A 24,311-nucleotide genomic window follows, 5' to 3' on the forward strand; every position below is an offset into this window, starting at 1 on the left:
TCACTTCCTCCGGATGATCAGTTCGCCGTAGCGGCCCACGCTCGCGCGCTGCCCCGCGCCGATGTGCGTGGTCGAGAGACCTTCGTCCACGATGGCCGGGCCTTCGAGCACGTCGCCGGAGCGCAGTGCGGCGCGGTCGTAGACAGCGGCTTCCTGTCCGGTTTCGCCGTCGCCGAGGTAACGCAGCACGGTCGTGCGGACCGGCGCGAGCGGTTCGTCGCCGCGAACCGGGAGTTCCGGGTAGGTCACCTTCGGGGTGTCCAGGACCGCCCGGACTCGGAAGGTCACGCCCTCGACCGGGAGCATCTCGAAGCGGTTACCCGACCGGCCCTCGTAGGTGTCGTGGAAGGCGCCGATCATGGTGGCGATCGCGGTGTCGTCGATCGTGCCGTCGGGCACCGGGACGAACGGCGTCTCCCAGCTCTGCCCGACGAGGTGCGCGTCCATGCTCCGGTGGAAGGTCACGCGAGTCCCGCCGTCGAGCCCTTCTCGCAGCCGCGCCTCCATCTCCGCGAACAGCGCGTCGATCTCCGGCGCCACCTCCGGGGTGAGGACGAGGTAGGCACTGCGGTTGACGGTGAAGACCTGGTCGGCCGACAGCAGGCCCAGCGCGGAGAACAGGCCGGGGTTCGGCGGCACGATCACCTGTTTGCAGTGCACGGTGTCGAGCACCGCGGGCAGCAGCATCGGACCGGCCGCGCCGTAGGCGACGAGACTGTAGTCGCGCGGGTCGACGCCGTTCTTGATGGCGATGTTGAACACGCCTTCGGCCATGTTGTTGACGGCCATCTCGTAGGCGTAGCGGACCCGTTGAGCGAGCGTGAACTCCGAATCGAGGCTCTCGAACGCCTGCTTCGCCAAGGCGGGGTCCAGATCGACCTTGCCGCCGGCGAACCGTTCAGGGTCGATGATGCCGATCATCAGGCAGGTGTCGGTCGTGGTCGGTTGCGTACCACCCCGGCCGTAGCAGGCGGGGCCGGGATCCGCTCCCGCGCTGTCCGGGCCCACCTTGACCTCGCCCGCGGAGCCGATCGCGACGATGCTGCCGCCGCCCGCCCCGATGCTGGAGATGTCGTTGGCGAGCGCGTTGACGACGAGATCGTGTTCCAGTTCGAAGGTCGTGTTGACGAACGGTTCGCCCGCCGTCACGACGCTGATGTCGCAGGAAGTGCCACCGACGTCGGCGCACAGGAGGTCCCGCTCCCCGATCAGCGCGCCGAAGTGGGCACAGGCGACCGTGCCGGCGGCCGGACCGGAGAAGACGATGCGGAACGGCTGCTCCATCGCGCGATCGGACGGGACGAGGGTGGCCGCGCAGTCGGCGAAGTTGAGCTGACCGGTGAAACCCAGGTCGGCGAGCCCCTTCTCCAGTTTCGCGGTGTAATCGGAATAGATGATCTTCATCAGCGTGTCGACCACCGTGGTGGACGCTCGCGCGTACTCCTTGGCCAGTGGAGAGACCTCGCTGGAGATCGAACAGGGGACGTCGCCTACCACTTCACGGACCAGTTCGCGCAGGCGTAGTTCGTGCGCCGGGTTGACGTAGGCGTTGATCAGGCAGATCGCGACCCCGGTGACGCCGCACCGGCGGAGCACCTCCAGTTCCGCCCGCGCCTGCGCTTCGTCCAATTCGAACAAGACGCCGCCGTGGGCCGTGATCCGTTCGCTGATGCCCCGGCGAAGGTAGCGCTCGACCAGCGGACGGGCCGCGTCGCCGAAGCTGCGCCGCCAGCGCGGGTCCAGGATGGCCGACGCGGGCCGCCAGACGCGCCCCATGTCGAGGATGTCCCGGTGCCCCTCGGTGGTCAGGAAACCGATCTTGGGCAGGCGCCGGGTGATCACGGCGTTGAGGCCGTGCGTGCTGGCGTGGTTGAACACCTCGGTGTTCTCCACGCCGAGGGTCGCGGCCCCTTCCAGAACCGGTCCGTAGACCTCGGTGTAGGACGTGGACACCTTCGCGGTGCGGATCTCGCCGTCCTGCAGGGCCACCACGTCGGTGAACGTCCCACCGACATCGACTGCGATCATCGTTGATTCCTCCGCTACAGCAGGTCGGACAGGAGCTGGATCGGGCCGAGCCGTGACCACGGCGTGCGCTCGATCGACAGCAGGCAGTTCTGGCATTTGACGACTTGAAACCAGCCCCCCTCGGAAACGACGGGGTAACGGCGGAGTTCGGCGGCCCCGCAGCGAGGGCAGGGACCGTCCACAGGGGTCCGTTCGAGGACCGGCGTATCGCTCTGTTCACTCATGTCGCACAACTCCACTGGTGTGCTCGGTGCTGCACTGGTGTGGAGAAGGTAAGCCCACGTGGCGGCCGTCACCATCCCGTGAACGAAGCGCGGGCATCCACTTTTCGCAGGTCCCAGCCTCGGCGATACAAATATGATATATTCAGAGGATCGCAACGAGGCGCGAGGAGGCTGTCATGCGCCCGCTCAATTTCCGCACCGGCGACCTCGACGTCGCCCACGAGCAGGTCACCAAGACCTTCGCCAGCCACGAGGTGCACGTGGCCGAAAGCCGCGACCTGAACTTCCGGCTCGACCTCGCCCCTTCCTTGCGGCTCACGATCGCCCGGATGTCCTACGGCGCGGACACCACCATCCTCGGCCCCGCGATGCGGCTCTGCTACCACGTCAACCTGCCGGTCACCGGGCACAGCACGGTGGAACAGAACGGCGTGGGCCGCAGTTTCGCGGCGGGCGAGGCCGGTGTCGCCTTCGTCCCCGAGGCCCCGGTCATGGTGCAGTGGAGCGCCGACTCGTGGCAGTACCACGTCAAGCTGCCGAAGGACCTCCTCAAGGCGCACGCGGCGAAGCTGATCGGTCGGCCGGTGGACGAGGAAATCGCCTTCGACCTGACGTTCTCTTTGGAGTCGAGTTCGGCGCAGGCATTGCTCGCGACCGTGGGCTTCCTCTACACGGAGCTGAGCCGCGAAGGTGGAGTCGCCACGATCCCGGCCGCCTGCCACGAATTGGAATCGGCCCTGATGAGCCAGCTGCTCATGACGGTGCCCAGCCAGCTGAGCGCGGATCTGCACAGCAAACCCGCGCACAGCAGGCACTCGAAGATCCGGGAGATCATCGATCACATCGACCGGCATCCCGAAGAGGAGCTCACGACCGCCGATCTCGCGGCCAAGGCCGGGATCAGCGCCCGTGCTCTCCAAGCGGGGTTCCAGGAGGTGGTCGGCATGTCCCCCACCGCGTACCTGCGCGGCGTCCGTCTCGACCGGGTCCACCTCGAGCTGGTGTCGGACACGCGCTGGTCGGTCACCGAGATCGCGGCGCGATGGGGCTTCTTCCATCCTGGACGGTTCGCCCACCAGTACCGCGAGCGCTTCGGGATGCTGCCCTCGGAGACGGCTCGGCTGACCAAGCGCTGATCAGCTGGTCCACGTCCAGCACGTCCGCTACCGGTGGCCGCGGCTCACGAGCGGGCGTCCGCCCCAGCCGAGGCGCCGGGTTCGGATGCAGAACGCCGCCGACCCGGCGGAAGACCTCACGCTCGGCGTTGTGCGGATGTTCCGCGGCTTCGTCGAACGTGAGCACCGGCGTGACGCAGGCATCGGTACCTTCATAGATCCGGGCCCATTCGTCGCGACCTTTCGCCGCGAACGCCTCGGCGATCAGTTTCCGCAGGCGCGGCCATTCCGTGCGGTCGTCCTGTTCGGGCCATTCGGAAAGGTCGACGTCGAGCCGCGAGACGAATTCGCGGTAGAAGTCGGGTTCCAACGCCCCGACCGCGACGTATCGCCCGTCGGCGCAGGGGTAGGTGTCGTAGAACGGCGCACCGGAATCGAGATAGTTGGTGCCGGGCTCGTCGCTGTAGCGACCGGCGGCGCGCAAACCCTGAAGCTTGGCCGTCAGCAACGCGACGCCGTCGAGCATCGCCGCATCGATCACCTGGCCGCGACCCGAGCACCGGGCTTCCAGTACGGCACACACGATCCCGTAAGCCGCCGCCAGCGCGCCACCGGCGTAGTCGCCGAGCAGGTTGATCGGTGGCCGCGGGGCCTCCCCCGCCCTCGCCATCGCGTGCAGGGCACCGGACTGCGCGACGTAGTTGATGTCATGCCCCGCCTGCTGGGCCAGCGGCCCGGTCTGTCCGTACCCGGTCAAACGGGCATACACGAGCGCGGGATTGCTCCGGAGAAGGGCGTCCGGCCCGAGACCGAGCCGCTCGGCAACCCCGGGCCGATACCCCTCGATGAACACGTCAGCGGCCTCGACGAGGCGAAGCACCGAATCGACGCCGGCGGGACTCTTGAGATCGACCTCGACCGTGCCCACCCCGCGATTGGCGAGGTCGTGCTCGGGTGCCATCCCCTCGGTCTGCCCCAGTGCGCGACCCCGGCGGTTCGCCGGACGGGTGACCCGCACGACCTCGGCGCCCATGTCCGCCAGCAGCATGCTCGCGAACGGCGTCGGCCCCATTCCGGCGAGCGCGATCACCCGTACCCCGGTCAACGGCCCGCTCACCTCGGTCGTCATCGCACTCCTTCCACGAAATATTATGTTTCAGTCTGCGTGATGAACTGTCGACGCCATGCCATAATCGACAGAACGTTGTATATGATGTTCGCAACCGAATTGGGGAGGTGCCGGGTGGCCGACAACTCGATCAGGCTCCGGAGCAGTGAAGGCCGGCAGCAGCTGCCTGAGGAGGTCGCCACCTACGTGCGCGAGCTCATCATGTCCGGCCAAGTCAAACCGGGCGAGTTCCTGCGCACCGAGCCGATCGCGGAAGCCGTGGGCGTCAGCAACACGCCGGTCCGCGAAGGCCTGCTCTCCTTGCGCAGTGAGGGATTCGTCGAGCTGGTCCCCCGTCGCGGTTTCGTCGTCGCACCGGTTTCGCGGCAGGACATCCGGGACCTCTTCTGGGCGCAGGCCCAGTTCTCCTCCGAGCTGGCCGCCCGCGCCGCGAAGAAGATCACTCCCGATCAGATCGCCCGGCTCGAAGCGATCAACGAGGACTTCGAGAAGGCCGTCGAAGCCGGCGACCAGGAAACCCTCGCCCGGCTCGGACACGACTTCCACCGGCAGATCAACCTCGCCGCCGACTCCCACCGGCTGACGCTGCTGCTCAGCTCCGTGGTCAAGCACCTGCCGAACCGCTTCTACGCCTCGATCGAGGAGCACGTCACCGCCACCCGCAACGATCACGCGGAACTGGTCCAGGCGCTGCGCGGCCGGCACGTCCGCAAGGCGCGGACCATCGCGGAGCAGCACATCCTCGAAGGCGCCGACAGCGTCATCAAGGTGCTCGAGGAGCGCGGACTCTGGGCGGACGAGGAGTAACGCTCGCTGGTCACGAGCGGGGCGACGACCTTTCCGGCCGCCGCCCCGCTCGCCGTCTTCCCCGGTGTTCACGCCGCTTCGCCGACGACTCCGGCGGCCGCCACGCCCGCCGCGGTCAGCCGGGCCCGGACGCGATGCCCGAGCGGCCCCGGCTGCACCTGGACGATCAGGGCCCGATGTGCGAGCACGTGCGCGGCGTACTGGTCACAGCACGGCAACCCGTCGATGAACAGGTCAGGCTCACTGCTGCAGGTGATCTCCGCTCGCCCGGAGGCCACCGCGCGAAGGATCGCCAGCTCCCGGTGACTCAGTTCGTGATCCGGGATCATGGCGGCCTCCTGCGTCAGCTACTTAATATTTTATATTATGCTTGTTTCTGGTTCGGGTCAAGGAGAGCATCGGCAACGGTCTGAAGCTTCAGAACAAGGCACGTTTGCCTTACCTCCAAAGGACCTTTAGAGGACTAAACGCGGTCCCAGAACCCCTGCGCCTCCAGCAGCGCGACGGCTCGCTCGGCGCCGTCGGCGAAGTGCCTCTCCACCGCTTTCCGCGCACGGTCGCCAGAGCGAGCCAGCAACGCCTCGACGATCCGACGGTGGTCTTCGCATGCTTTCGCAGGCCAGTCTTCGTGGGCTTCGTAGAAGCCGTGCGAGACGGTCTTACCGAGGGTACGGAGGATCGAAATGAGCCTGCGCGCATCCGAACCATGATTGATCCGCCGGTGGAACTCGAAGTTGAGCCGTTCCTGCTCGGCGGGTTCAGCGCACGATTCCGCGCGGTCGACGAGGTCGGCCAGTCCTTGAAGACTCTCCGGCGACAGGCTCTTCGCGGCACGCTCTGCCGCCAGACCGGAAACCAGCCCGAACACCCGGTATTGGTCCCGAATGTCGTCGCGGGTCAACTCGGCGACGTAGGCTCCCCGCCGGGCGATGTGCTCGACGACGCCCTCGTGGTCGAGCGTGATCAGCGCTTCGCGCACCGGAAGCTTGCTGGTCCCGAGCTCCTCCGCGACAGCGTCCTGGTCGATTTTGGTTCCAGGCCGCAGTTCTCCCGCGAAGATCCGCCGCCTGATCTCCTGGGCGGCGAGCGTCTTCAGATTGCTTCGGCTCACCGGATGAAGCTAACCCGTGGACCGTGATCCACACCAGAAGTTGATAAAATATATTTTGTGCTTGTCGCCGGGATGATGCATAGTGTGGAGCATGTCAGCCGTGCCCCCCGAGGACTTCAAACCGATCCTGACCCTCGTTCGCGACTTCGTCCGCGCGGAGGTGCTGCCGCGCGAGCGGGAGATCATGGACACCGACGCGATCCCGGACGATCTGCGCGAGCAGGTCGCCGAGATGGGCCTGTTCGGTTACGCGATCCCCGAGGAGTGGGGCGGTCTCGGCCTCGACCTGACGCAGGACGTCGAACTCGCCATGGAGTTCGGCTACACCGCGTTGGCTCTGCGGTCGATGTTCGGCACCAACAACGGCATCGCCGGGCAGGTGCTGGTGAACTTCGGCACCGACGAGCAGAAGGCCGAGTGGCTGGAGCGCATCGCGTCGGGTGAGATCGTGGCGTCGTTCGCACTGACCGAACCGGGCGCGGGATCCAATCCGGCGGGGTTGCGGACCAAGGCGGTCCGCGACGGCGACGACTGGGTGATCGACGGCGAGAAGTGCTTCATCACCAACGCGCCCATCGCCGGCCTGTTCGTCGTGTTCGCCCGCACCCGTCCCGCCGACGCGTCCGGAACGGGGATCGCCGTCTTCCTTGTCCCGGCGGGCACTCCCGGCGTCGAGGTCGCGGCCAAGGACAAGAAGATGGGCCAGGAAGGCGCCTGGACCGCGAACGTCTCGTTCACCGGCGTCCGGGTGCCTGGCTCAAGCCTGGTCGGGGGCGACGAGGACACCGGTTATCGCGCCGCGATGACGTCGTTGGCGCGCGGGCGCGTGCACATCGCCGCGCTGGCGGTCGGCACCGCGCAGCGCGCTCTGGACGAGTCGGTCGCCCACGCCGCGACGGCCACCCAGGGCGGGACACCGATCGGGGACTTCCAGCTGGTGCAGGCGATGCTCGCCGACCAGCAGACCGGGGTGCTGGCCGGGCGGGCGCTGGTGCGTGAAACGGCGAAACGGTACGTGTCCGGTGAGGACCGGCGGATCGGGCCGTCCGCGGCGAAGCTGTACTGCACCGAAATGGCCGGGAAGGTCGCCGACCTGGCCGTGCAGATCCACGGCGGCAGCGGCTACATGCGCGAGCTCCCGGTCGAGCGGATCTACCGCGATGTCCGGCTTCTGCGGCTTTACGAGGGCACCAGCGAGATCCAGCGGCTGATCATCGGCGGCGGCCTGGTGCGCGGAGCCCGGCGATGACCACCCGTGCCGAACGTCTGGTGAACCGGGTGCGGGACGCGGCCACGCTGCTGTTCGTACCCGGCGACCGCCCGGAGCGATTCGCCAAGGCGGAGCGTGCCGAAGCAGACCTTGTCGTACTGGATCTCGAAGACGCCGTCGCACCCGAGCGCAAGATCTACGCGCGGGAGCAGGTCGTGGCCTGGCTGGGCGAGCACCCGCATTGCGCGGTGCGGGTCAACGCGGCCAGCACTCCGTGGCACGACGAAGATCTCGCCGCGCTGGCCCGGTTCCGCTGCGTCGTCATGCTGCCGAAAGCCGATCCGGTCAGCGCCCGTACCGCGGCGGGCGAGCTGGGTGTGCTGCCTGTCCTGATCGCCTTGATCGAAACCGCACGGGGAGTACTCGACGCGCGGGAGATCGCGTCGGTGCCGAACGTGCACCGGCTGGCGCTGGGCACTTTCGACCTGGCGGCGGAACTGGGGGTCGATCCCGCGGACGTGGACGCGCTCGCCCCGGCGCGCGGGGCGCTCGTCCTCGCGTCGGCGGCGGGCGGTCTTCCGGGTCCGGTGGACGGTGTGACCGGCGATCTGCGGAACACCGAGCGGCTCACCGGTGACGTCCGCTACGCGCGCCAGCTGGGGTTCACGGGGAAGTTGTGCGTGCATCCCCTGCAGGTTTCGGCGGCCGCGGCGGCGCTTCGCCCGTCCCGGGAGGAAATCCGCTGGGCTCATTCGGTGGTCACCACGGCCGGGGACGGCGCGGTCGCGGTGGAAGGGCAGTTGGTCGACAAGCCGGTGCTGGATCGCGCGCGGCGCGTCCTCCGGCAGGAAAGGGAAGGGTTGCGGCGATGACGCTGTCCGACGACGAAAAGCAGATGGTGGCGCTGGTGGCGGAGTTCGTCGACGAACGGGTCAGCCCGCGCGTCCGCGAGTTCGAGGAGGACGACGTCTATCCGGCCGAGTTCATCGACGAGATGAAGAAGCTCGGCTTCTTCGGCCTGCTGGCCCCTGCCGAGTACGGCGGTGTCGATGTCAGCACCGCCTGTTTCGCCCGGGTCACCGAAGAACTCGCCCGCGGCTGGATGAGCCTCGCGGGTGCGATCGGCGGTCATTCCGTCATCACCTACCTGATCAAGACCTTCGGCACGCCCGAACAGCGTGAGAAGTACCTGCCCGCGATGGCCGAGGGCACGATCCGCGCGACCATGGCGCTCACCGAACCCGCGGGTGGCAGCGACCTGCAGGCGATGCGCACCCACGCCGCCCCCGACGGCGATGGATACTCGATCACCGGAGCCAAGACCTGGATCTCCAACGCCGCCCACTCCGGGCTCATCGGGCTGCTGTGCATCACCGACCGCGACGCCTCCCCCAGCCATCGCGGGATGAGCGTCCTGCTCGTCGAGCCTGGCGACGGTCTGACCATCTCGAAGAAGCTCCCGAAGCTCGGATACCGCGGTGTCGAGGCCTGCGAGATCGTCTTCGACGGCCGCAAGGTCGGCGCGGACGCCGTACTCGGCGGGACACCGAACCAGGGTTGGGCGCAAATGATGCGCGGTCTCGAGGTCGGCCGGATCCAGGTGGCTTCCCGCGCGCTCGGTGTCGGGCAGGCGGCGCTGAACGACGCCGTCCGCTACGCGCAGGAACGCGAATCGTTCGGCAAGCCGATCTGGAAGCACCAGTCGGTCGGCAACCTGCTCGCCGACATGGCCACCAAGATGCGTGCCGCACGGCTGCTCACCCTCGACGCCGCGGAGAAACTCGACGCGGGTGAACGCGCCGACATGGAAGCCGGAATGGCCAAGCTCTTCGCCTCGGAATCGGCGATGCAGGTCGCCCTCGACGCCATCCGCGTGCACGGCGGCTACGGCTACTCCAAGGAATACGACGTCGAACGCTACTTCCGTGACGCGCCGCTGATGATCGTCGGTGAGGGCACCAACGAGATCCAGCGCAACGTCATCGCCGCCCAGCTCATCGCCCGCCACAAGATCTGAGGAACGACAATGTCCTTGCTGACCGATCGGACCGCGGTCGTCACCGGCGGAGCCCAAGGCATCGGGCTCGCCATCGCCGAACTGTTCGCCGCCGAAGGCGCCCACGTGGTGCTCGGCGACCTCGACGGCGACGCGGCCGCACGTGCCGCCGAGAAACTCGGTGGTGTCGGCGTTCGCTGCGACGTCACCCAAGCGTCCGATGTGGACGAACTGCTCGCAGCAGCCGAAGAGACCTTCTCCCCGGTGGACGTCCTGGTCAACAACGCCGGGATCACCAGGGACGCGACTCTGCGGAAGATGACCGAGGACCAGTTCGACCAGGTGATCAACGTGCACCTCAAGGGGAGCTGGAACGGCGTCCGCAAGGCCGCGGCGATCATGCGCGAACGCAGCCGCGGCTCGATCGTCAACATCTCGTCGCTCTCGGGCAAGGTCGGCATGATCGGCCAGACGAACTATTCCGCGGCCAAGGCAGGGATCGTCGGACTGACCAAGGCCGCCGCGAAGGAACTCGCCCACCACGGCGTCCGCGTCAACGCCATCCAGCCCGGCCTGATCCGCACCGCCATGACCGAGGCGATGCCCGCCAAGGTGTGGGACCAGAAGATGGCCGAGATCCCGATGGGCCGGGCCGGTGAGGTCGGGGAGATCGCCTCGGTGGCTCTGTTCCTGGCCTCGGACCTGTCGTCCTACATGACCGGCACGGTGCTGGAAGTGACCGGCGGAAGGTTCATGTGATGGAGCAGTGGGCTCCGCACACCGTCACCACCCGTGAACTGGTCGATCCGGTGCCGGTCGCGGCACTCGCCGCCCTGTTCGACGACGGGCTGCCCGCCCCGTTGCCCGGCGACGACCTGCCGCCGCTGTGGCACTGGGTCGCTCTCCCCCGCTGGCCCGTCTCGTCGGAGTTGGGCACCGATGGGCATCCGGTGCGCGGGACGTTCCTGCCGCCGGTGGACCTGCCGCGGCGGATGTTCGCCGGCGGCGAGGTGACGTTCCACGCCCCGCTGAAGATCGGTGCCACCGTGCTCCGCGAATCCACAGTGGACTCGTTGACGGAGAAGTCGGGGCGATCCGGTCGTCTGGTGATCGTCGTCGTGCGCACCCGTCTGTCCACAGCGGATGGCTTGTTGTGCTTGGAAGAGCGGCAGGACCTGATCTATCGCGACCGCGGCACGCCTGCCGAGCCGAAGCCGGCCGACTTCGACCCCGTCGGCGCGCCGTTCCGTCGCGCCGAGGCGGGTTCGTGGGACTTCGCCACCGACCCGACGCTGCTGATGCGGTTCTCGGCGGCCACCGCGAACGCGCACCGCATCCACTACGACTGGCCCTACGCCACCCGCACCGAGGGCTATCCCGGCCTGGTCGTGCACGGCCCGCTGATGTCCCTCGCGCTCGCCGAAACCCTGCGCCTGGACCGGCCCGCGGTACGGGTACGCCGCTTGAGGCACCGGAACCAGGCGCCGTTGTTCTGCGGCGAACCCGCCCAGCTCAAGGTCACCGGCTCGGTGCTGGAACTGATCGGCCCTGGTGGAACGCCGAGGACCAGCCTGGAAGTCGAATCTCACGAGGAAGGCACTCCCCATGCGTGACGCCGTCATCTGCGAGCCCGTCCGGACCCCGATCGGCCGCTTCGGCGGCTCGCTCAAAAGCGTCCCCGCCGCCGACCTCGCCACCATCGCGCTCACCGGCCTCCTGGAGCGCACCGGGATCGACCCCGAAGCGATCGACGACGTCATCCTCGGCCATTGCTACCCCAGCGCGGAAGCGCCCGCGATCGGCCGGGTCGCCGCGCTCGACGCCGGGCTGCCGGTGACCGTGCCGGGTATGCAGGTCGACCGGCGTTGCGGCTCCGGGCTGCAATCCGTGGTGCAAGCCGCCCTCCAGGTACAGGCCGGCGTCAGCGACGTCATCGTCGCGGGCGGTGCGGAGAGCATGAGCAACGTCATCTTCTACGCCACCGACCTGCGCTGGGGCGCCAAAGGCGGTGGAGTGATGCTGCACGACGCGCTCAACCGCGGCCGCGCGACACCCGGCGGCAAGCATTACCCGGTCGCGGGAGGAATGCTGGAAACCGCTGAGAACCTCCGGCGCGACTACGGGATCACCCGAGAAGAACAGGACCAGCTCGCTTTCACCTCGCACCAGCGCGCGGTCGCCGCGCAAAAGTCGGGGGTTTTCGCCGAGGAGATCGTTCCGGTCCCGGTCGAAACGAAGAAGGGCACCGTCGTCGTCGACACCGACGAACACCCCCGTGCCGACACCACCATCGAGACCCTCGGCAAGCTCCGCCCCGTTCTGGGTGAACAAGACCCTGAAGCGACCGTGACCGCCGGCAACGCCAGCGGCCAGAACGACGCGGCGGCCGTCTGCGTCGTCACCCATCCCGAGCGCGCCGCCGAGCTCGGTCTGCGCCCGTTGGTGCGGCTCGTCTCCTACGGCGTCGCGGGGGTCGCGCCGAAGATCATGGGCATCGGCCCCGTTCCCGCCACCGCGGCCGCGCTCGCGAAGGCCGGCCTGAAGTTCGCGGACCTGGACCTCGTCGAACTGAACGAGGCGTTCGCCGCCCAGGTCCTGGCCTGCACTCGCGAATGGGGCTTCGGTGCGGCCGACTTCGAGCGGCTCAACGTGCACGGCTCCGGCATCTCGCTCGGTCACCCCGTCGGCGCCACGGGCACCCGGATCCTCGCCACGTTGGCCCGCGAGCTCCACCACCGGGACGCGCGCTACGCGCTGGAGACCATGTGCATCGGCGGAGGCCAAGGACTGGCCGCGGTGTTCGAGAAGGTGACATCGTGACGCGGGTCTTCGCCTCCGCCGACGAAGTCAGTGCCGCACTCGGCGACGAACTCGGCCCCACCGAATGGCTGGTCGTCCAGCAGGATCGGATCGACGCGTTCGCCGACGCCACCGAAGACCACCAATGGCTCCACACCGACCCGGCAAAAGCCGCGTCAGGCCCGTTCGGCACGACCATCGCCCACGGATTCCTCACCCTGTCGCTGATCCCCCGGTTCGCGAAAGAGCTGTACCGGCTGGATTTCGGCACGGCGCGAATCAACTACGGCCTCGGCAAGGTCCGTTTCCCGGCGCCGGTCCCCGTCGGCTCCCGGCTGCGGTCGAGCGCGACCTTCACCGAGCTCCGGCCAGGAACGGCCGGGGTGACGGTGACGACCCGTTACGTCGTCGAACTCGACGGCGCGGCCAAACCGGCCTGCGTCGCCGAAACCCTGGTCGTCGTCAGCTGAAGGTGGTCGGAATGGCAGTCACACCCTTTTCCGCACAGTATTGGAGTGCGGTCGAAACCCTCCCGCCCGCCGTCGCCCGGGCGGTCCAGGACGAACGCCTGCGTGAGCAGGCCGCTTATCTGGCCGCGCATAGCGAGTTCTATCAAGCGAAGCTCGGTGCCGACCTGGCGAAGATCCGGTCCGTGGCCGATCTCGCCGGGCTGCCGTTCACCGAGAAGCAGGAACTGCGCGACAGCCTCGCCGCCGCCCCGCCGCTGGGCACGCACGCCGCCGCGGAGCTGTCCGACGTCGTGCAGATCCAGGCGTCGTCCGGTACCACGGGCAGCCCGTCCTACGTCGGCCTGACGTCCGGCGACATCACCACCTGGTGTGAACTCGGCGCGCGAGCGTTGTATGCCAACGGTTTCCGCCCGGGTGACCGGCTGCTGCACGCCTTCGGCATGAGCAAGGGGTTCGTCGGCGGGCTTCCGATCGTGCAGATCCTCCAGTACATGGGGATCGTCGACATCCCGGTCGGGGCGGAGGCCGGCGCGGAACGGCTCCTGCGAGTCCAAGCCGATCAGCGCCCCAACGCCTTGATCGGCACTCCGTACTTCCTCTCCCATCTCGCCGAGCAGGCGCCGGCGATCGTCGGCCGTCCGGCGCGGGATCTCGGTGTCCGCGCGATCAGTGTCGGCGGTGAACCCGGCGGTGGCCTTCCCGCGGTCCGCGAGAAGCTCGAATCGCTGTGGGGCGCGACGTCGCGGGAGATGCTGGGCGGCACGGACATCGCCTGCACGTACTGGGGTGAATGCGAAGCCGCCGACGGCATGCACTTCCTCTCCCCCGACCTGATGATCGCCGAACTCGTCGACCCCGATTCCGGCGAACAGATCGCCCCGGTCGAAGGCGCGCAAGGCGAACTCGTCTACACCGCGTTGCGGCGCCGGGCGTCCCCGTTGCTGCGGTTCCGCACCCGTGATCACGTCGTCGTCACCGGGACCGGTTGTTCCTGCGGCCGCACCGGCTACAAGGTCCGGTGCATCGGCCGCACCGACGACATGCTGATCGTTCGCGGTATCAACGTCTTCCCTTCGGCGATCAAACAACTCGTCGCCGAACTGACCACTGGCGAGATGCGGATCCGCGCCGACTTCGAGGGACATTCGACGCAACGCCCGCTCCCGGTCGTCGTGGAGGACACCGGTCTGACTCCTGAACAGCAGGCAGGACTCCGCGCGACCATCGAACAACGGATCCGTTCCGCCCTCAACGTCAAAACCGTTGTCGGCTTCGTCCCCCAGGGCTCGTTGAAGCGTCCAGACCATGTGAAGGTCAACCTCGTCGAGCGGGTGCCCTCATGACCGACTTCTGCCGCCTGGACGAGGCAATCGCGCGGCACGTCCGCGCCGGTGACGCCGTGCACGTGATGATGGGCCACAGCCGCTGGAGCGCGCTGGTCCGGGAACTGGCCCGGCAGCACTGGGGGCAGCCGTCGAAATTCACGCTGATCATGGCGAGCCTCTCCTCGCTCGGCGCCGTGCTGTTCCGCTCCGGCTGCGTCGAGAAGGTCGTCACCGTCTATTCCGGTGACTCGTTCCCGGTGTTCACCCCGAATCCGGTGTTCCAGAAGGCATACGCCGACGGTTCGGTCGAGGTCGAGAACTGGTCGTTCCTGAGTTACATCCAGCGTTTGCGGGCCGCCGCCACCGGGGTGCCCGCCGTGGTGACCGGATCCGTGCGGGACTCGTCGATGGCCGGGAACGAAGGCTACGAGGAGGTCGACACCCGGTTCGGCCGGGTGGGCCTGCTCTCGCCTCTGGTGCCGGACGTCGCGCTGGTGCACGCCGCGGTCGCCGACCGGCAGGGCAATCTCGCGATCGCTCCCCCGATGTTCGAGGGGTCGATCGGCGCGTTCGCCGCCCGTCGTGGCGTCCTCGCCACGGTGGAGAAGGTCGTCGATGATCTCCGTCCCTGGTCGTCGCTGGTCCGTGTTCCGGCGCACCGGGTGCTCGCCGTCGTCGAGGCACCGTTCGGAGCGCATCCAGGCGGGGTCTTCGCCGGGCCCGCGGGCACGCGGCTACCGGTCGAGGGATACGCCGAGGACGTCGCGTTCTGGATCTCCGCACGGGAAGCGAGCCGATCGCCGGAGTTCGACGACTGGATCCGGGAGTGGATCCTCGAGCCCGCCGACCACGACGCGTATCTCGCGAAGCTCGGCGAGGCCAGGCTCGGCGCCCTCGTCCGCTCCGCCGGTGAGCCGACGCCACCCACCGGCCGGGGCGAGCACGATGGCCCCGCGACGCCGGCCGAACGCGCGGCCACCTGGCTGGCCGGTCTCGTCCGGGCACGGATAGCGGAGACCGGCGCCGACGCCGTCCTCGCCGGTGCGGGTCTGGCGAATCTCGCGGCCTGGGTGGGTGTCGAGGCGGCAAAGGCGGAGGGTCACCGTGTCGCGCTCGCGGCCGAGCTGGGGCTCTGGGACTACACGCCGGCACCGGACGATCCGTTCATCTTCAGCTTCGCGAACTTCCCGACGTCGTCGATGCTGCTCGACACCGAACAGGTGCTCGGCACGGTGGTCAACGGGCCGTTCACGCGGTCGATCGCCTGCGTCGGCGCGGCCGAGATCGACCGGCTGGGCAACATCAACACGACCCGGATCACCGGAGGCCCCCACCTCGTCGGTTCGGGTGGCGCGAACGACGTGGTCACCAACGCCGACGAGACGCTGGTCGTCGGAACGATGAGCCCGCGCCGATTCGTCGAGCGCTGCGACTACGTCACGAGCCCCGGCGCGCGCGTACGCGCCGTGGTGACCGACGTCGGAATCCTGACCCGGCGCGATGACGAACTCGTCCTCACCCACGTCGCGCCGGGTTCCGAACCACTCTCCGAGCGCGTCGAATACGCCCGTTCGCGCTGCGGCTGGGGGCTCGCGGTGGCGGACGATCTGAAGGAACTGCCCGAGGTGAGCGCCGACGACCTGGCCCAGATCCGCAAGTACGACCGCGAAGGCCTTTTCCTGGGTCAGAGCAAGAAGGGAAGCGCATGAGCCGCTACGCACGTTTCGAGAACCTCCGGGTGGACGGCCCGGACGACGCGGGCGTCGTCGAACTCGTCCTGGACGCGCCGAACCTCAACGCGGTCAGCGAAGCCGCGCACGCGGATCTCGCCGACATCTGGCGGGAGTTCGACCGCGATCCGGACGTGAACGCCGTCCTCCTGCGTGGCGAGGGCAAGGGATTCTCGGCCGGCGGCTCGTTCGACCTGGTCGAGAAGCTGTCGAACGACTACGAAACGCGGACCCGCACGATGCGGGAGGCACGAGACCTGGTCTACAACGTCATCGACTGCTCGAAGCCGATCGTCTCGGCCATCCACGGCCCCGCTGTCGGCGCCGGCCTCGTCGCGGGCGTGCTGGCCGACGTCTCGGTGGTCACGAAGACCGCCAAGATCATCGACGGCCACACCCGCCTCGGCGTCGCGGCCGGTGACCACGCCGCCGTGTGCTGGCCGCTGCTGTGCGGCATGGCGAAGGCGAAGTACTACCTGATGACGTGCCGTCCGTTGACCGGCGAGGAAGCCGAGCGGATCGGCCTGGTCTCCCTCTGCGTCGACGAGGACGCTGATCTGCTGCCGACCGCGCGAGAAGTCGCGCGCGAGTTGGCGCTCGGCGCCCCGGACGCCATCCGCTGGACCAAGCAGAGCCTGAACGCGTGGTACCGGCAGGTCGCGGGCGCGATCTTCGATTCCTCACTGGCGCTGGAGTTCTACGGCTTCGGCGGGCCGGAAGTCCGCGAAGGTCTCGCCTCCCACCGCGAACGCCGCAAGCCCGACTTCACCCGGCGGGAGGACGACGATGCCTGACCCGAATCCGGCGCTGCTCATGGGTTTGCGGGTGGTCGAGATCTCGAGCTACGTCGCGACCCCGTTGTGCGGCCTCACCTTGGCTCAGCTCGGCGCCGACGTCATCCGGGTCGAACCGCTCGGTGGCGCGGCCGACCGGACCCGGTGGCCGCTGGCCGACTCCGGCACCAGTCTCTACTGGTCGGGGCTGAACAAGGGAAAGCGCGCCGTCGCCGTAGACCTGGAGTCCGAAGTGGACCGGAAGCGGGTCGTGGACCTGATCGTCCACGGTGGACCGTGCGTCGTCGTCAGCAACACCGACCGGCATCCGGATCTCGGCTACGCGGAGCTGTCCGCTCGTCGTCCCGACGTGATCCACGTGCTGCTCGAAGGTCGCCCCGGAGGTGGCGCCGCGGTGGACTACACGGTGCAGGCGGGCAGCGGCTTCCCGCTGATCACCGGCTCCGCCGAGGCTCCAGCACCGGTCAATCACGTGCTGCCCGCCTGGGATGTCGCCGCCGGTCTGTATCTGGCGATCGGCCTGCTCGCGGCGGAACGGCACCGCCAGGAGACCGGACGGGGCCGCGCGATCCGCGTCGCCCTCGAAGACGTCGCCCTGGCCACCGCGGGCAATCTCGGCTACCTCGCGGAAGCACAGGTCACCGACCACGACCGGACCAAGTCCGGCAACGACGTCTACGGCACCTACGGCCGCGACTTCCTTACCGCCGACGGAGTTCGCGTCATGCTCGTGGTGCTGACCGAACGCCATTGGACGAAGCTGCTGACAGCCACCGGTCTCACCGCCGCGTTCGCCGCACTCAGCGAGTCGCTGGGCATCGACTTCTCGCGGGAATCCGCCCGCTACGAACACCGTGACGTGATCTCGACGCTGCTGGCCCGCTGGTTCCGAAGCACCACGTTCGACGAGGCCGCCGCCGCGCTGGATCGCCACCGCATCCTGTGGCAGCGCTACCGGACCTTCGAGGAACTCGGCCGCGGTGCCCTGCACGACCTCGACCTGTTCGGTGAAATCGACCAACCCGGTGTCGGCCCCCACCTGGCCCCGAAGTCGCCGATCCTCGTCGACGGCGGCCGCCTCGCGCCCCTCGCGGCGCCGTCGGTCGGCCAGCACAACGCCGAACTGCTGTAGCGCCTTCTCAGTGATCCGCCGCTGAGCGGTCCTCGCTCGCCGCCCACGACGACAGGAACCTGAGGCCGTCGTGGGCGGCGGTACCGGGCTCGGCGGTCCAGACGATGAGCTGCTGCTCGGGGTCACTCGTACAGGTGAGCGCGTCCCAGTCGAGCGTCAGCTCACCCGCGACGGGGTGGCGGAGCGTCTTGCTGCCCCGCTCGCGAGCGGTGACGCGGTGATCGCCCTGTTCGGGCTGGCCGCGCTGCCCGCGGCCGCGGTACTGGTGGCGAGGCAGTTCCTGCCGGAGTCGCCCCGGTGGCTGAGCGCGCGCGGTCGTGTGGAGGAGGCGCAGCGGATCTACGACGCGCTCGGGCTGGAACCGCCGAAACACGAGGTCTCGGAAAAGCGGAGCTACCGGATGCTGCTGGCCGGCGGTGCGTGGCGCAGGCTGGCGACGGTCACGGCGTTCTTCGCCATTCAGGCCTTCGGTGGCGCGGTGGCGACGGTCGCGGGACCGTTGATCATCAGCAGCACCGGCATCGGGGTCTCCAACACCCTGTACTTCTCTCTGCTGGGTTTCGTGGTGGGGCTGGTCGCCGTAGTGGCGGGTGCCGCGATCATCGACCGGATCAACCGGCGTTGGCTGGGCGTGTGGACCTGCCTCGGGGTGTTCGGCGCCGGCTTGGGCATCGCGTTCACCGGCGAGCGCGCCGGTGGCGGCCTGATCGCTTTCTGGGTCGTTTACGCCATGCTGACCTGGTTCGGCCCGGGCGTGCTGTCCTGGGTGCGGAGCACCGAAGCGTTCCCCACCTCGTTGCGGGGTCTCGGCTCCGGTATCGCTCAGTGCGTGACCCGGCTTGCTATCGCGCTCAACGTGTTCCTGGCGCCCATGCTGGCGCAGAAGCACGGGATCACAGTCGTCGCGTGGTACGCCTGCGCGTTCCTGGTCAGCGCGGTGATCGTGCTGGCGTCGCCGTGGCTGGCCACCACCGGTGTCGAACTCGAGGAAGTCAACGGCGTCGAGTCCGGGGAGACAGCGCGAGAATGAATCAGCCACGCCTTAGCGGAACCCAGCCGCGCCGGGCCCGGCAGGCCAACACGGCCGCCGTGCTCCAGCTGCTCGTCCAGCGCGGTCCGCTGGCACGTAGTGATATCGCGAAGGAGCTGTCCCTCAACCACGGCAGCGTCAGCAGGATCATCGAGCCTTTGCTGTCCGCCGGTATCGTCCGTGAACTCGACGGGTGGTCCACCCGGCTCGGCAGACCACGGGTGCCGGTGGAGCTGGACCCGTCCAGCCGGTACGCCGTCGGCGTGCACCTCGGCCTCGAACGAACCACTGTCGGGCTGACGGATCTGGCGGGGCACAGCGTCAGAACCCACGCCGAGAACCGTGATCCGGCGGACAGCAGCGCCACCCTGCGGCGTGCCGCCGAACTGGCCGCCGGGATGGCGGGTTCCGCGCCCGGCCCGGTGATGGGCATCGGGGTGACGGTCGGCGGGGAAGTGGACCGGGCAGGCGGCCGTGTCGTACGCAACGACGTCCTGGGGTGGACCGACGTCCGGATCGCCGGCCCGTTGCGCGACTGGACCGGGCTCGAAGTCGTGGTGGACGCCAACGTGTGCGCGCTGCTGGGTGCCGAGCTCACTTTCGGCGGCGGGCTGAGTCGGCACAGCGCCCTGTACCTGTTCATCGGCAATGTGGCGGAGACCGGGTTTCTCGGCAGGCCGGAGGCTGGCCCGGACGGCGTCGTCCAGGGCACCTTCGGCCGCATCCTCGTACCCTGCCTCGCCGGTCGCGGTCATGCGCGCTTCGACGAGTGCGGGACGGATGTGGCACTGCTCGCCGCGGCCCGGTCCGCCGGGCTCACGGCGTCCTCGCCGGCGGACCTGATCCGGCTGGCGGATACGGATCCGGTCGCGATCGGGCTTCTCGAGGCGCGCAGCACCCAGGTGGCACTGCTGGCCGACACGATGTACGACCTGATGCGCCCGCACACGATCATCCTCGGTGGTAGCGGCGCGTCCTCGGGCCGATGGCTCGAGGCGGTGCGCGACAAGGTCGAGACGACACCGCCACAGTCCTTGATTCTTCCACGTTCCGGTGACGACCCGTTGGTCGTCGCGGCGGCGGGACTCGTCGTGCGTGCTTTCTTCGCCGCCGGAACCACCCGATGAGAAAGGGAAGTGACCATGAGCGGTGTGGTGGTACTCGGCGGCGCGGGCGGTATCGGCTCGGCCGTGGTGCGCGCGCTGTCGGCGGAGGGGCGGCACGTCGCGGTCGTCGACATCGCGCCACCGCCACCGGGACAACCCGACCTGCCGTGGATCCGTGGTGACGCCACCGATCCGGATACGGTCGGTGCCGCGTTCGACGCGCTCGGCGGCGTGTCCGGATTGGTGCACTGTCTGCTGAGCGAGCATCGTGCCCCCTTCGCCGAGCAGACGGCAGATGCGCTGCGCCGGGTGCTGGACATCGGCGCGGTGTCCGCATTGGAACCGTTGCAGCGGCTGGCCGATCGTGCCGCGGGGCGGCCGTGCGCCGCGGTGCTGGTCAGTTCGATCCACGCGGGCCTGGCCTGGGGTGGACAGGCGCCGTACGCGATGGCCAAGGCGGCGTTGGAGGCGCTCGCCCGCGCGGCCGCCGTGGAACTCGGACCGCGCGGTCTCCGGTGCAACATCGTCCGGCCCGGCTTCGTCATGGTGCCGCGCAACGCGCATCGCTGGCAGGAGACAGAGACTCGCGACGCGTTGACCACACTGCAGCCGCTCGGCGAGCTCGCCCGGCCGGACGATATCGCGCGGGTGGTCGCCTTCCTGCTCAGCGATCAGGCGCGTTTCGTCTCCGGTGCAACGGTCACCGTCGATGGCGCGATGACCATCGCACTGCCCGAGCCGACGACACCGTGATTCCTGCGCGGAACGTTTGCCCACCTCGCATATCGGCGTCAAGGCCATCATCGTCGACTGACTTCCACGGCTCCACCTAGAGGAACGCCACCGAGCGGAAGGTGAGCCGATCCGAGCCCTTGCCGTACGGGGTCAGGACGAAGGCAGGTAGCCCCTCACAACCGCTCTTCTTATACACGTACGCGATATGCCCTGTCGAGTTGTCCGGTCGGAAGGCGGAGCCGGTGCCCGCCGCGACTTCCGGGATCTCGATACAGTCGCCATCGGGCGGATCGACCAAAGAGCCCCTCTGGATCTCCTGCTCCGCGTTGTAGTAGAGATAGCTGAATTCTTGCGGGTCCGCGGAAGCGGTACCGGCCATCATCAAGGCCAGGGCAAAGACACTCGAGAGCGCGACGGGAACTGTGTGTGAGCGCATGGGACATCCATTCTTTTGCTGGCTGGACGTGACAGATCCTGCTCGGTTTCCGATCGGAATGAATCGATCTCCACCCGTTCGCCCATCTTTGTGCCCCGCCCCGGGTGAATGTGCTCAGGACCTGCGATGCGATCCGGTATAGTGCTCGCCCGCCGAGTGTCGCTACATTAGGAGAACGCCCTGCCTCTTGGTGGCTTCGGCACTGCCGTATGCGCGCCCGCCACTCTCGCCGCCGGGCGTTTCGACAGACCGACACCGACGCCGCAATCTGTCTCGATTTCCGCTTCGCTGCGGATCAACGGAGTGAACGCCTGCGCCTTCAGCTGCCCGGCCAAGTACTACCGGGGGCGGGGGCTGGGTAGCGCGGCGCATCGCTGGACCAAAGCCTGGGCATCCGGATGCCGCCCGAACGACTGAAGGCGTTTCCTCAAATTCCCCAACGCGGTTGTGACGCGGCCGGAACGAAGGCCTGGGTACACGTCGAGAAAACGATGCGCCACGGTGCAGGCTCGGCTGAGCAAACCGAGGTCGAGTTGCCGTTCGGCGAGTTCGGCCAGGGTCAGCGCCAGTGAGCGGCACTCGCCGGAGGGATAGTGGCGCAACGCTCGATGGAGCGCTGTGACCGCTCCGGCGGTATCGCCGTCGAACACGCGGATCGACGCGGCGTGATAGCTCAGCTCGCCCCGGTTGTACGAGCCGAAGACCGGTCTCTCTTCGGTCGCCCGGCGGAGGTTCTCCCGCGCGCGATGGTGAGCGGCGAGCGCGGCTTCACTTCGGCCGAGAAGGGCGTAGCTCAGCGACACCTGCGCGTGCAAGAAGGCGCTGGTATGTGGCTCGACGTGACGATCCCCTACCGTGAGCGCCGTCAAGGCCAAGCCCAGGGCGGCGGTTCCGTGCCCGAGGTGATAGGCCTGCAGGCTGAGTGCCCGGAGCACGATCGCGTACCGGACCGGGTCGGAGGTCAGGACCGCCAGATCGAGCGCGATCCGGTAGTACCGCTGCCCCAGTCCGTGTTCGTTGCTGTCGAAACAAGAGAACCCCAACAGCAGCGTCAGGTCGAGAACAGCCCCCAGAAGTTCACGGTGGTCGGCGTCGCTGTTTTCGGCTGCCAACGACGGGAGAATGTCGTCGGCGAGGTAGGTGGTCAGGGCGGTCCTCGCGTGGCCGCTACCGAATTTGTGGTTGGCCGCGGCGAAAACGCGCACCATGTGCTGCGCCATCCCGACCGTGCCGGACGTCTGCCGAGCGGGCCTGCGGTGGCAATGGACTTCCACTGCCCGCTCCGGCCACATCGGTATCTCCAGCACATCGAGCCGGTACACAGAACGCGCGAGCCGGCCACGACCCACGACGCTCAGATCGGCCTTGACGAGATCAGTCAGCACAGTCAGCGCACTGGCCGGCCTGACGACCTTCTCCTCGGCCATGGTCACCTCGAAACCGAGTTCAGTAAGGGTGACCGGCCGGCCGAGCCTGCGGCTCAGCACCTCGGCGATCAGCATCGGCACCTGGGCTCGCGGACGGCTTCCCGTGAGCCAGTGCGCGACGGCGGTGCGGTCATAGCGCAACCGCAAGCCGGCCTCGGCGCCCGCGATGTTCACCGTGCGGGCCAGGTTGTCGTAGCTCCACTCGGCGGCGGTCAGCAGTGCGCGAAGCCGGTCATTGCGGGCACGGCGCGGCATGGTTCACCTCACGGGTCCGGGTGGAGCGCTGCCGACGTCCCACAATCTCACCAACCAGAGGGCTCAGACCGGCTACGTTTTCACAAAATCCCGACGGTGTACCAGGAGCCGCAACGCACTGGCCTCAAGGCAGGCCGCGGTACCCTTCCCAGATCGGCAGAGGAGTCAGCTGCCCTGGCCACTCAGGGAGATAAGGCGTCGACGGCGGCTGCTTCCGGCAGCGGTTCGCCGACCCGTTCTCGGCCACTTCGCCGAGTAGCTCAGTAACGCGCCGCTTTGATGTGCCAGGCGAGGATGCCGGACAAGTAGTCACTCGCACCTTCGACCCAGACCGCGAGACCCGTACGTTCGGCATCATTCAGGTCCAGCCGTGCGGCAGCCTCGGGAAGTTCCACGTCCATCGTGTAGGCGAACTGGCGCAAGCGCGCACTGACGAGGTCGTTGGCGACACTCACGGCCTGCGGCAAGGGAACGCCCAGCAAATTCTGGACGCTCAAGACCAGGTTGGTCGCGCATCCCTCGTCGTCGATTTCCCGTTCGTATGAGAAGATATCGTTGATCAAGGCCATGTAATCCATAAACGCATCGAGCAGGACCTGAATCTCCCGACTGTCCCTGATCTTCTCAGGAATCATCACACCGGTGGAAATGTCCACATAGAACGCCGCGGTGTACGAGCCGAAGGTCTCCCTCCTCAGCTGTATGTATTCCACGAGGTCGAGGACTCTGCCGGTCGAAAGGTGGACCATCTCCTCGATCGCGCCGGCGCAGAACAGGGTTATCGCGTCCTTCCAGCCTCTCCGCCAGCGTGCCGGTCGTGACTCGATGAGCCGAGGCCACAGGTCTGCCAGCCCTTCCTCCACGGCGTTCCTCGGCGAGGGAACGGGTGCGTCCGGCGTCAGCGGCATGAAGGCCGTCAGGCGTTCGACATGCTCGCGTGCTCCGTCGATATCCCTCAAGACCTTGTACTGGCACTGGAAGTGATCGTCGAACGCGAAGTACCAGACCATGGTGTCGTGGAGCAGCGCGGCTTCGTGAGGCGGCGCGACAGGCCAGCAATAGGCAGCCAGCTCAGGGGCGGCGATCTTATGGAACACCGGCAAGTCATCCCAGATCGCCCAGTGGTCGGGATGCGCGCCGCCGCTGAGCATTCCCATGGCACGGGCCCAGGATTCCGACCGCTGGAGCAGCGTGTCCAAGTGAGGGTTCACCCGTGCCTGGAACGGCATGGGGAACTCCAGGGGTTCGGAGACAGTTCGGTCATCATGGTCCAGGCTCACAAGTCCTCCACGTTTCATCCGTCGCAGAGCTCGGCTAGTGCCACGTCTGTTTCGCTCGGAGCACCGACATCTCGAGTCAAAGAGCAACTCGGTGTTCCTGGCTGTCGACGATTTTCTTCCACCAAACTGCCATGCCACGAACCTGCGTTCCGCTATCCTCCTCCTGCGCTGT

Annotated in this window: 25 protein-coding genes; 16 read left to right on the forward strand and 9 right to left on the reverse strand. The window is 68.0% G+C overall.

The window, feature by feature from the left end:
• Together BLW75_RS07430 and BLW75_RS07435 are read right to left on the reverse strand one after the other, a co-directional pair.
• Positions 1-2,028, reverse strand: a complete 2,028-nt coding sequence (locus tag BLW75_RS07430; protein ID WP_034307106.1) for a hydantoinase/oxoprolinase family protein — start codon at positions 2,026-2,028, stop codon at positions 1-3.
• Positions 2,029-2,042: 14 nt separating this feature from the next.
• Positions 2,043-2,252: a hypothetical protein gene (locus BLW75_RS07435; protein WP_034307108.1), complete on the reverse strand. Its 210-nt coding sequence runs from the start codon at positions 2,250-2,252 to the stop codon at positions 2,043-2,045.
• Between the two features lie 176 nt (positions 2,253-2,428).
• On the opposite strand from BLW75_RS07435, the gene BLW75_RS07440 reads away from it, so the two are divergent.
• Entirely contained in the window at positions 2,429-3,388 is a 960-nt protein-coding gene (locus BLW75_RS07440; RefSeq protein ID WP_034307110.1) for an AraC family transcriptional regulator, read from the forward strand.
• Here the strand turns inward: BLW75_RS07440 and BLW75_RS07445 are convergent.
• Entirely contained in the window at positions 3,276-4,496 is a 1,221-nt protein-coding gene (locus tag BLW75_RS07445; RefSeq protein WP_241783332.1) for a CaiB/BaiF CoA transferase family protein, read from the reverse strand. The two genes, BLW75_RS07440 and BLW75_RS07445, sit on opposite strands and share 113 nt — an antisense overlap.
• Positions 4,497-4,610: 114 nt before the next feature.
• On the opposite strand from BLW75_RS07445, the gene BLW75_RS07450 reads away from it, so the two are divergent.
• Entirely contained in the window at positions 4,611-5,303 is a 693-nt protein-coding gene (locus BLW75_RS07450; RefSeq protein WP_076167327.1) for a GntR family transcriptional regulator, read from the forward strand.
• Positions 5,304-5,371: 68 nt separating this feature from the next.
• Here BLW75_RS07450 and BLW75_RS07455 read toward each other — a convergent pair whose 3' ends face one another.
• Both BLW75_RS07455 and BLW75_RS07460 read right to left on the reverse strand, forming a co-directional pair.
• On the reverse strand, positions 5,372-5,632 hold the full coding sequence (locus BLW75_RS07455) for a hypothetical protein (RefSeq protein WP_034307112.1): 261 nt from the start codon (positions 5,630-5,632) through the stop codon (positions 5,372-5,374).
• 134 nt (positions 5,633-5,766) lie between these two features.
• Positions 5,767-6,414, reverse strand: coding sequence for a GntR family transcriptional regulator (locus BLW75_RS07460; RefSeq protein WP_034307114.1), 648 nt, complete (start codon positions 6,412-6,414; stop codon positions 5,767-5,769).
• A gap of 91 nt (positions 6,415-6,505) precedes the next feature.
• Here BLW75_RS07460 and BLW75_RS07465 point away from each other — a divergent pair, with 91 nt between their 5' ends.
• Genes BLW75_RS07465 through BLW75_RS07515 form a run of 11 tightly spaced genes read left to right on the forward strand, consistent with a single transcriptional unit; the run spans position 6,506 to position 17,870 of the window.
• Positions 6,506-7,663: an acyl-CoA dehydrogenase family protein gene (locus BLW75_RS07465; RefSeq protein ID WP_034307117.1), complete on the forward strand. Its 1,158-nt coding sequence runs from the start codon at positions 6,506-6,508 to the stop codon at positions 7,661-7,663.
• The gene (locus tag BLW75_RS07470) at positions 7,660-8,496 is read left to right on the forward strand and encodes an HpcH/HpaI aldolase/citrate lyase family protein (protein WP_034307120.1); all 837 of its coding nucleotides are present in this window, start codon (positions 7,660-7,662) and stop codon (positions 8,494-8,496) included. Before BLW75_RS07465 ends, BLW75_RS07470 begins: the two co-directional genes overlap by 4 nt.
• Complete coding sequence (locus BLW75_RS07475; protein ID WP_034307122.1) at positions 8,493-9,641, forward strand: acyl-CoA dehydrogenase family protein; 1,149 nt, start codon at positions 8,493-8,495, stop codon at positions 9,639-9,641. Before BLW75_RS07470 ends, BLW75_RS07475 begins: the two co-directional genes overlap by 4 nt.
• 9 nt (positions 9,642-9,650) lie before the next feature.
• Positions 9,651-10,379, forward strand: coding sequence for a 3-oxoacyl-ACP reductase FabG (gene fabG, locus BLW75_RS07480; RefSeq protein WP_034307124.1), 729 nt, complete (start codon positions 9,651-9,653; stop codon positions 10,377-10,379).
• Entirely contained in the window at positions 10,379-11,233 is an 855-nt protein-coding gene (locus BLW75_RS07485) for an HTD2 family dehydratase (protein ID WP_034307126.1), read from the forward strand. The genes fabG and BLW75_RS07485 overlap by 1 nt, the downstream gene beginning before the upstream one ends.
• Positions 11,226-12,440 carry an acetyl-CoA C-acetyltransferase gene (locus BLW75_RS07490; RefSeq protein ID WP_034307129.1) on the forward strand — a complete coding sequence of 405 codons (1,215 nt, stop codon included), beginning with the start codon at positions 11,226-11,228 and terminating at the stop codon, positions 12,438-12,440. The genes BLW75_RS07485 and BLW75_RS07490 overlap by 8 nt, the downstream gene beginning before the upstream one ends.
• Positions 12,437-12,889, forward strand: coding sequence for a MaoC family dehydratase (locus BLW75_RS07495; protein ID WP_034307131.1), 453 nt, complete (start codon positions 12,437-12,439; stop codon positions 12,887-12,889). The genes BLW75_RS07490 and BLW75_RS07495 overlap by 4 nt, the downstream gene beginning before the upstream one ends.
• A gap of 11 nt (positions 12,890-12,900) precedes the next feature.
• Positions 12,901-14,232: a phenylacetate--CoA ligase family protein gene (locus BLW75_RS07500; RefSeq protein WP_034307475.1), complete on the forward strand. Its 1,332-nt coding sequence runs from the start codon at positions 12,901-12,903 to the stop codon at positions 14,230-14,232.
• On the forward strand, positions 14,229-15,923 hold the full coding sequence (locus BLW75_RS07505; RefSeq protein WP_034307133.1) for a CoA-transferase: 1,695 nt from the start codon (positions 14,229-14,231) through the stop codon (positions 15,921-15,923). Before BLW75_RS07500 ends, BLW75_RS07505 begins: the two co-directional genes overlap by 4 nt.
• Positions 15,920-16,738 (forward strand): enoyl-CoA hydratase/isomerase family protein, encoded by an 819-nt coding sequence (locus BLW75_RS07510; protein ID WP_034307136.1) that lies wholly within the window; start codon positions 15,920-15,922, stop codon positions 16,736-16,738. The genes BLW75_RS07505 and BLW75_RS07510 overlap by 4 nt, the downstream gene beginning before the upstream one ends.
• Positions 16,731-17,870: a CoA transferase gene (locus BLW75_RS07515; protein WP_034307138.1), complete on the forward strand. Its 1,140-nt coding sequence runs from the start codon at positions 16,731-16,733 to the stop codon at positions 17,868-17,870. The genes BLW75_RS07510 and BLW75_RS07515 overlap by 8 nt, the downstream gene beginning before the upstream one ends.
• Positions 17,871-17,877: 7 nt before the next feature.
• Here the strand turns inward: BLW75_RS07515 and BLW75_RS44160 are convergent, their stop codons facing one another.
• Positions 17,878-18,204 carry an MmyB family transcriptional regulator gene (locus BLW75_RS44160; protein ID WP_158005364.1) on the reverse strand — a complete coding sequence of 109 codons (327 nt, stop codon included), beginning with the start codon at positions 18,202-18,204 and terminating at the stop codon, positions 17,878-17,880.
• On the opposite strand from BLW75_RS44160, the gene BLW75_RS43175 reads away from it, so the two are divergent.
• The 3 genes from BLW75_RS43175 to BLW75_RS07535 are packed head-to-tail and all read left to right on the forward strand — an operon-like array spanning position 18,088 to position 20,759.
• Positions 18,088-18,900: an MFS transporter gene (locus BLW75_RS43175; RefSeq protein WP_395766696.1), complete on the forward strand. Its 813-nt coding sequence runs from the start codon at positions 18,088-18,090 to the stop codon at positions 18,898-18,900. The two genes, BLW75_RS44160 and BLW75_RS43175, sit on opposite strands and share 117 nt — an antisense overlap.
• Positions 18,897-20,027, forward strand: coding sequence for an ROK family transcriptional regulator (locus BLW75_RS07530; RefSeq protein WP_091597056.1), 1,131 nt, complete (start codon positions 18,897-18,899; stop codon positions 20,025-20,027). Before BLW75_RS43175 ends, BLW75_RS07530 begins: the two co-directional genes overlap by 4 nt.
• 15 nt (positions 20,028-20,042) lie before the next feature.
• Positions 20,043-20,759 (forward strand): SDR family NAD(P)-dependent oxidoreductase, encoded by a 717-nt coding sequence (locus BLW75_RS07535; protein ID WP_034307481.1) that lies wholly within the window; start codon positions 20,043-20,045, stop codon positions 20,757-20,759.
• Between the two features lie 76 nt (positions 20,760-20,835).
• Here the strand turns inward: BLW75_RS07535 and BLW75_RS07540 are convergent, their stop codons facing one another.
• The 3 genes from BLW75_RS07540 to BLW75_RS07550 form a co-directional block, all read right to left on the reverse strand.
• Complete coding sequence (locus BLW75_RS07540) at positions 20,836-21,177, reverse strand: hypothetical protein (RefSeq protein ID WP_034307141.1); 342 nt, start codon at positions 21,175-21,177, stop codon at positions 20,836-20,838.
• A gap of 338 nt (positions 21,178-21,515) precedes the next feature.
• Positions 21,516-22,859 (reverse strand): NsdA family TPR-like regulatory protein, encoded by a 1,344-nt coding sequence (locus BLW75_RS07545; RefSeq protein ID WP_034307142.1) that lies wholly within the window; start codon positions 22,857-22,859, stop codon positions 21,516-21,518.
• Positions 22,860-23,119: 260 nt separating this feature from the next.
• On the reverse strand, positions 23,120-24,088 hold the full coding sequence (locus BLW75_RS07550) for a terpene synthase family protein (RefSeq protein WP_143055304.1): 969 nt from the start codon (positions 24,086-24,088) through the stop codon (positions 23,120-23,122).
• Between the last annotated feature and the right edge of the window lie 223 nt (positions 24,089-24,311).

The sequence above is a fragment of the Amycolatopsis lurida genome, assembly GCF_900105055.1.
Lineage (GTDB): Bacteria > Actinomycetota > Actinomycetes > Mycobacteriales > Pseudonocardiaceae > Amycolatopsis > Amycolatopsis lurida.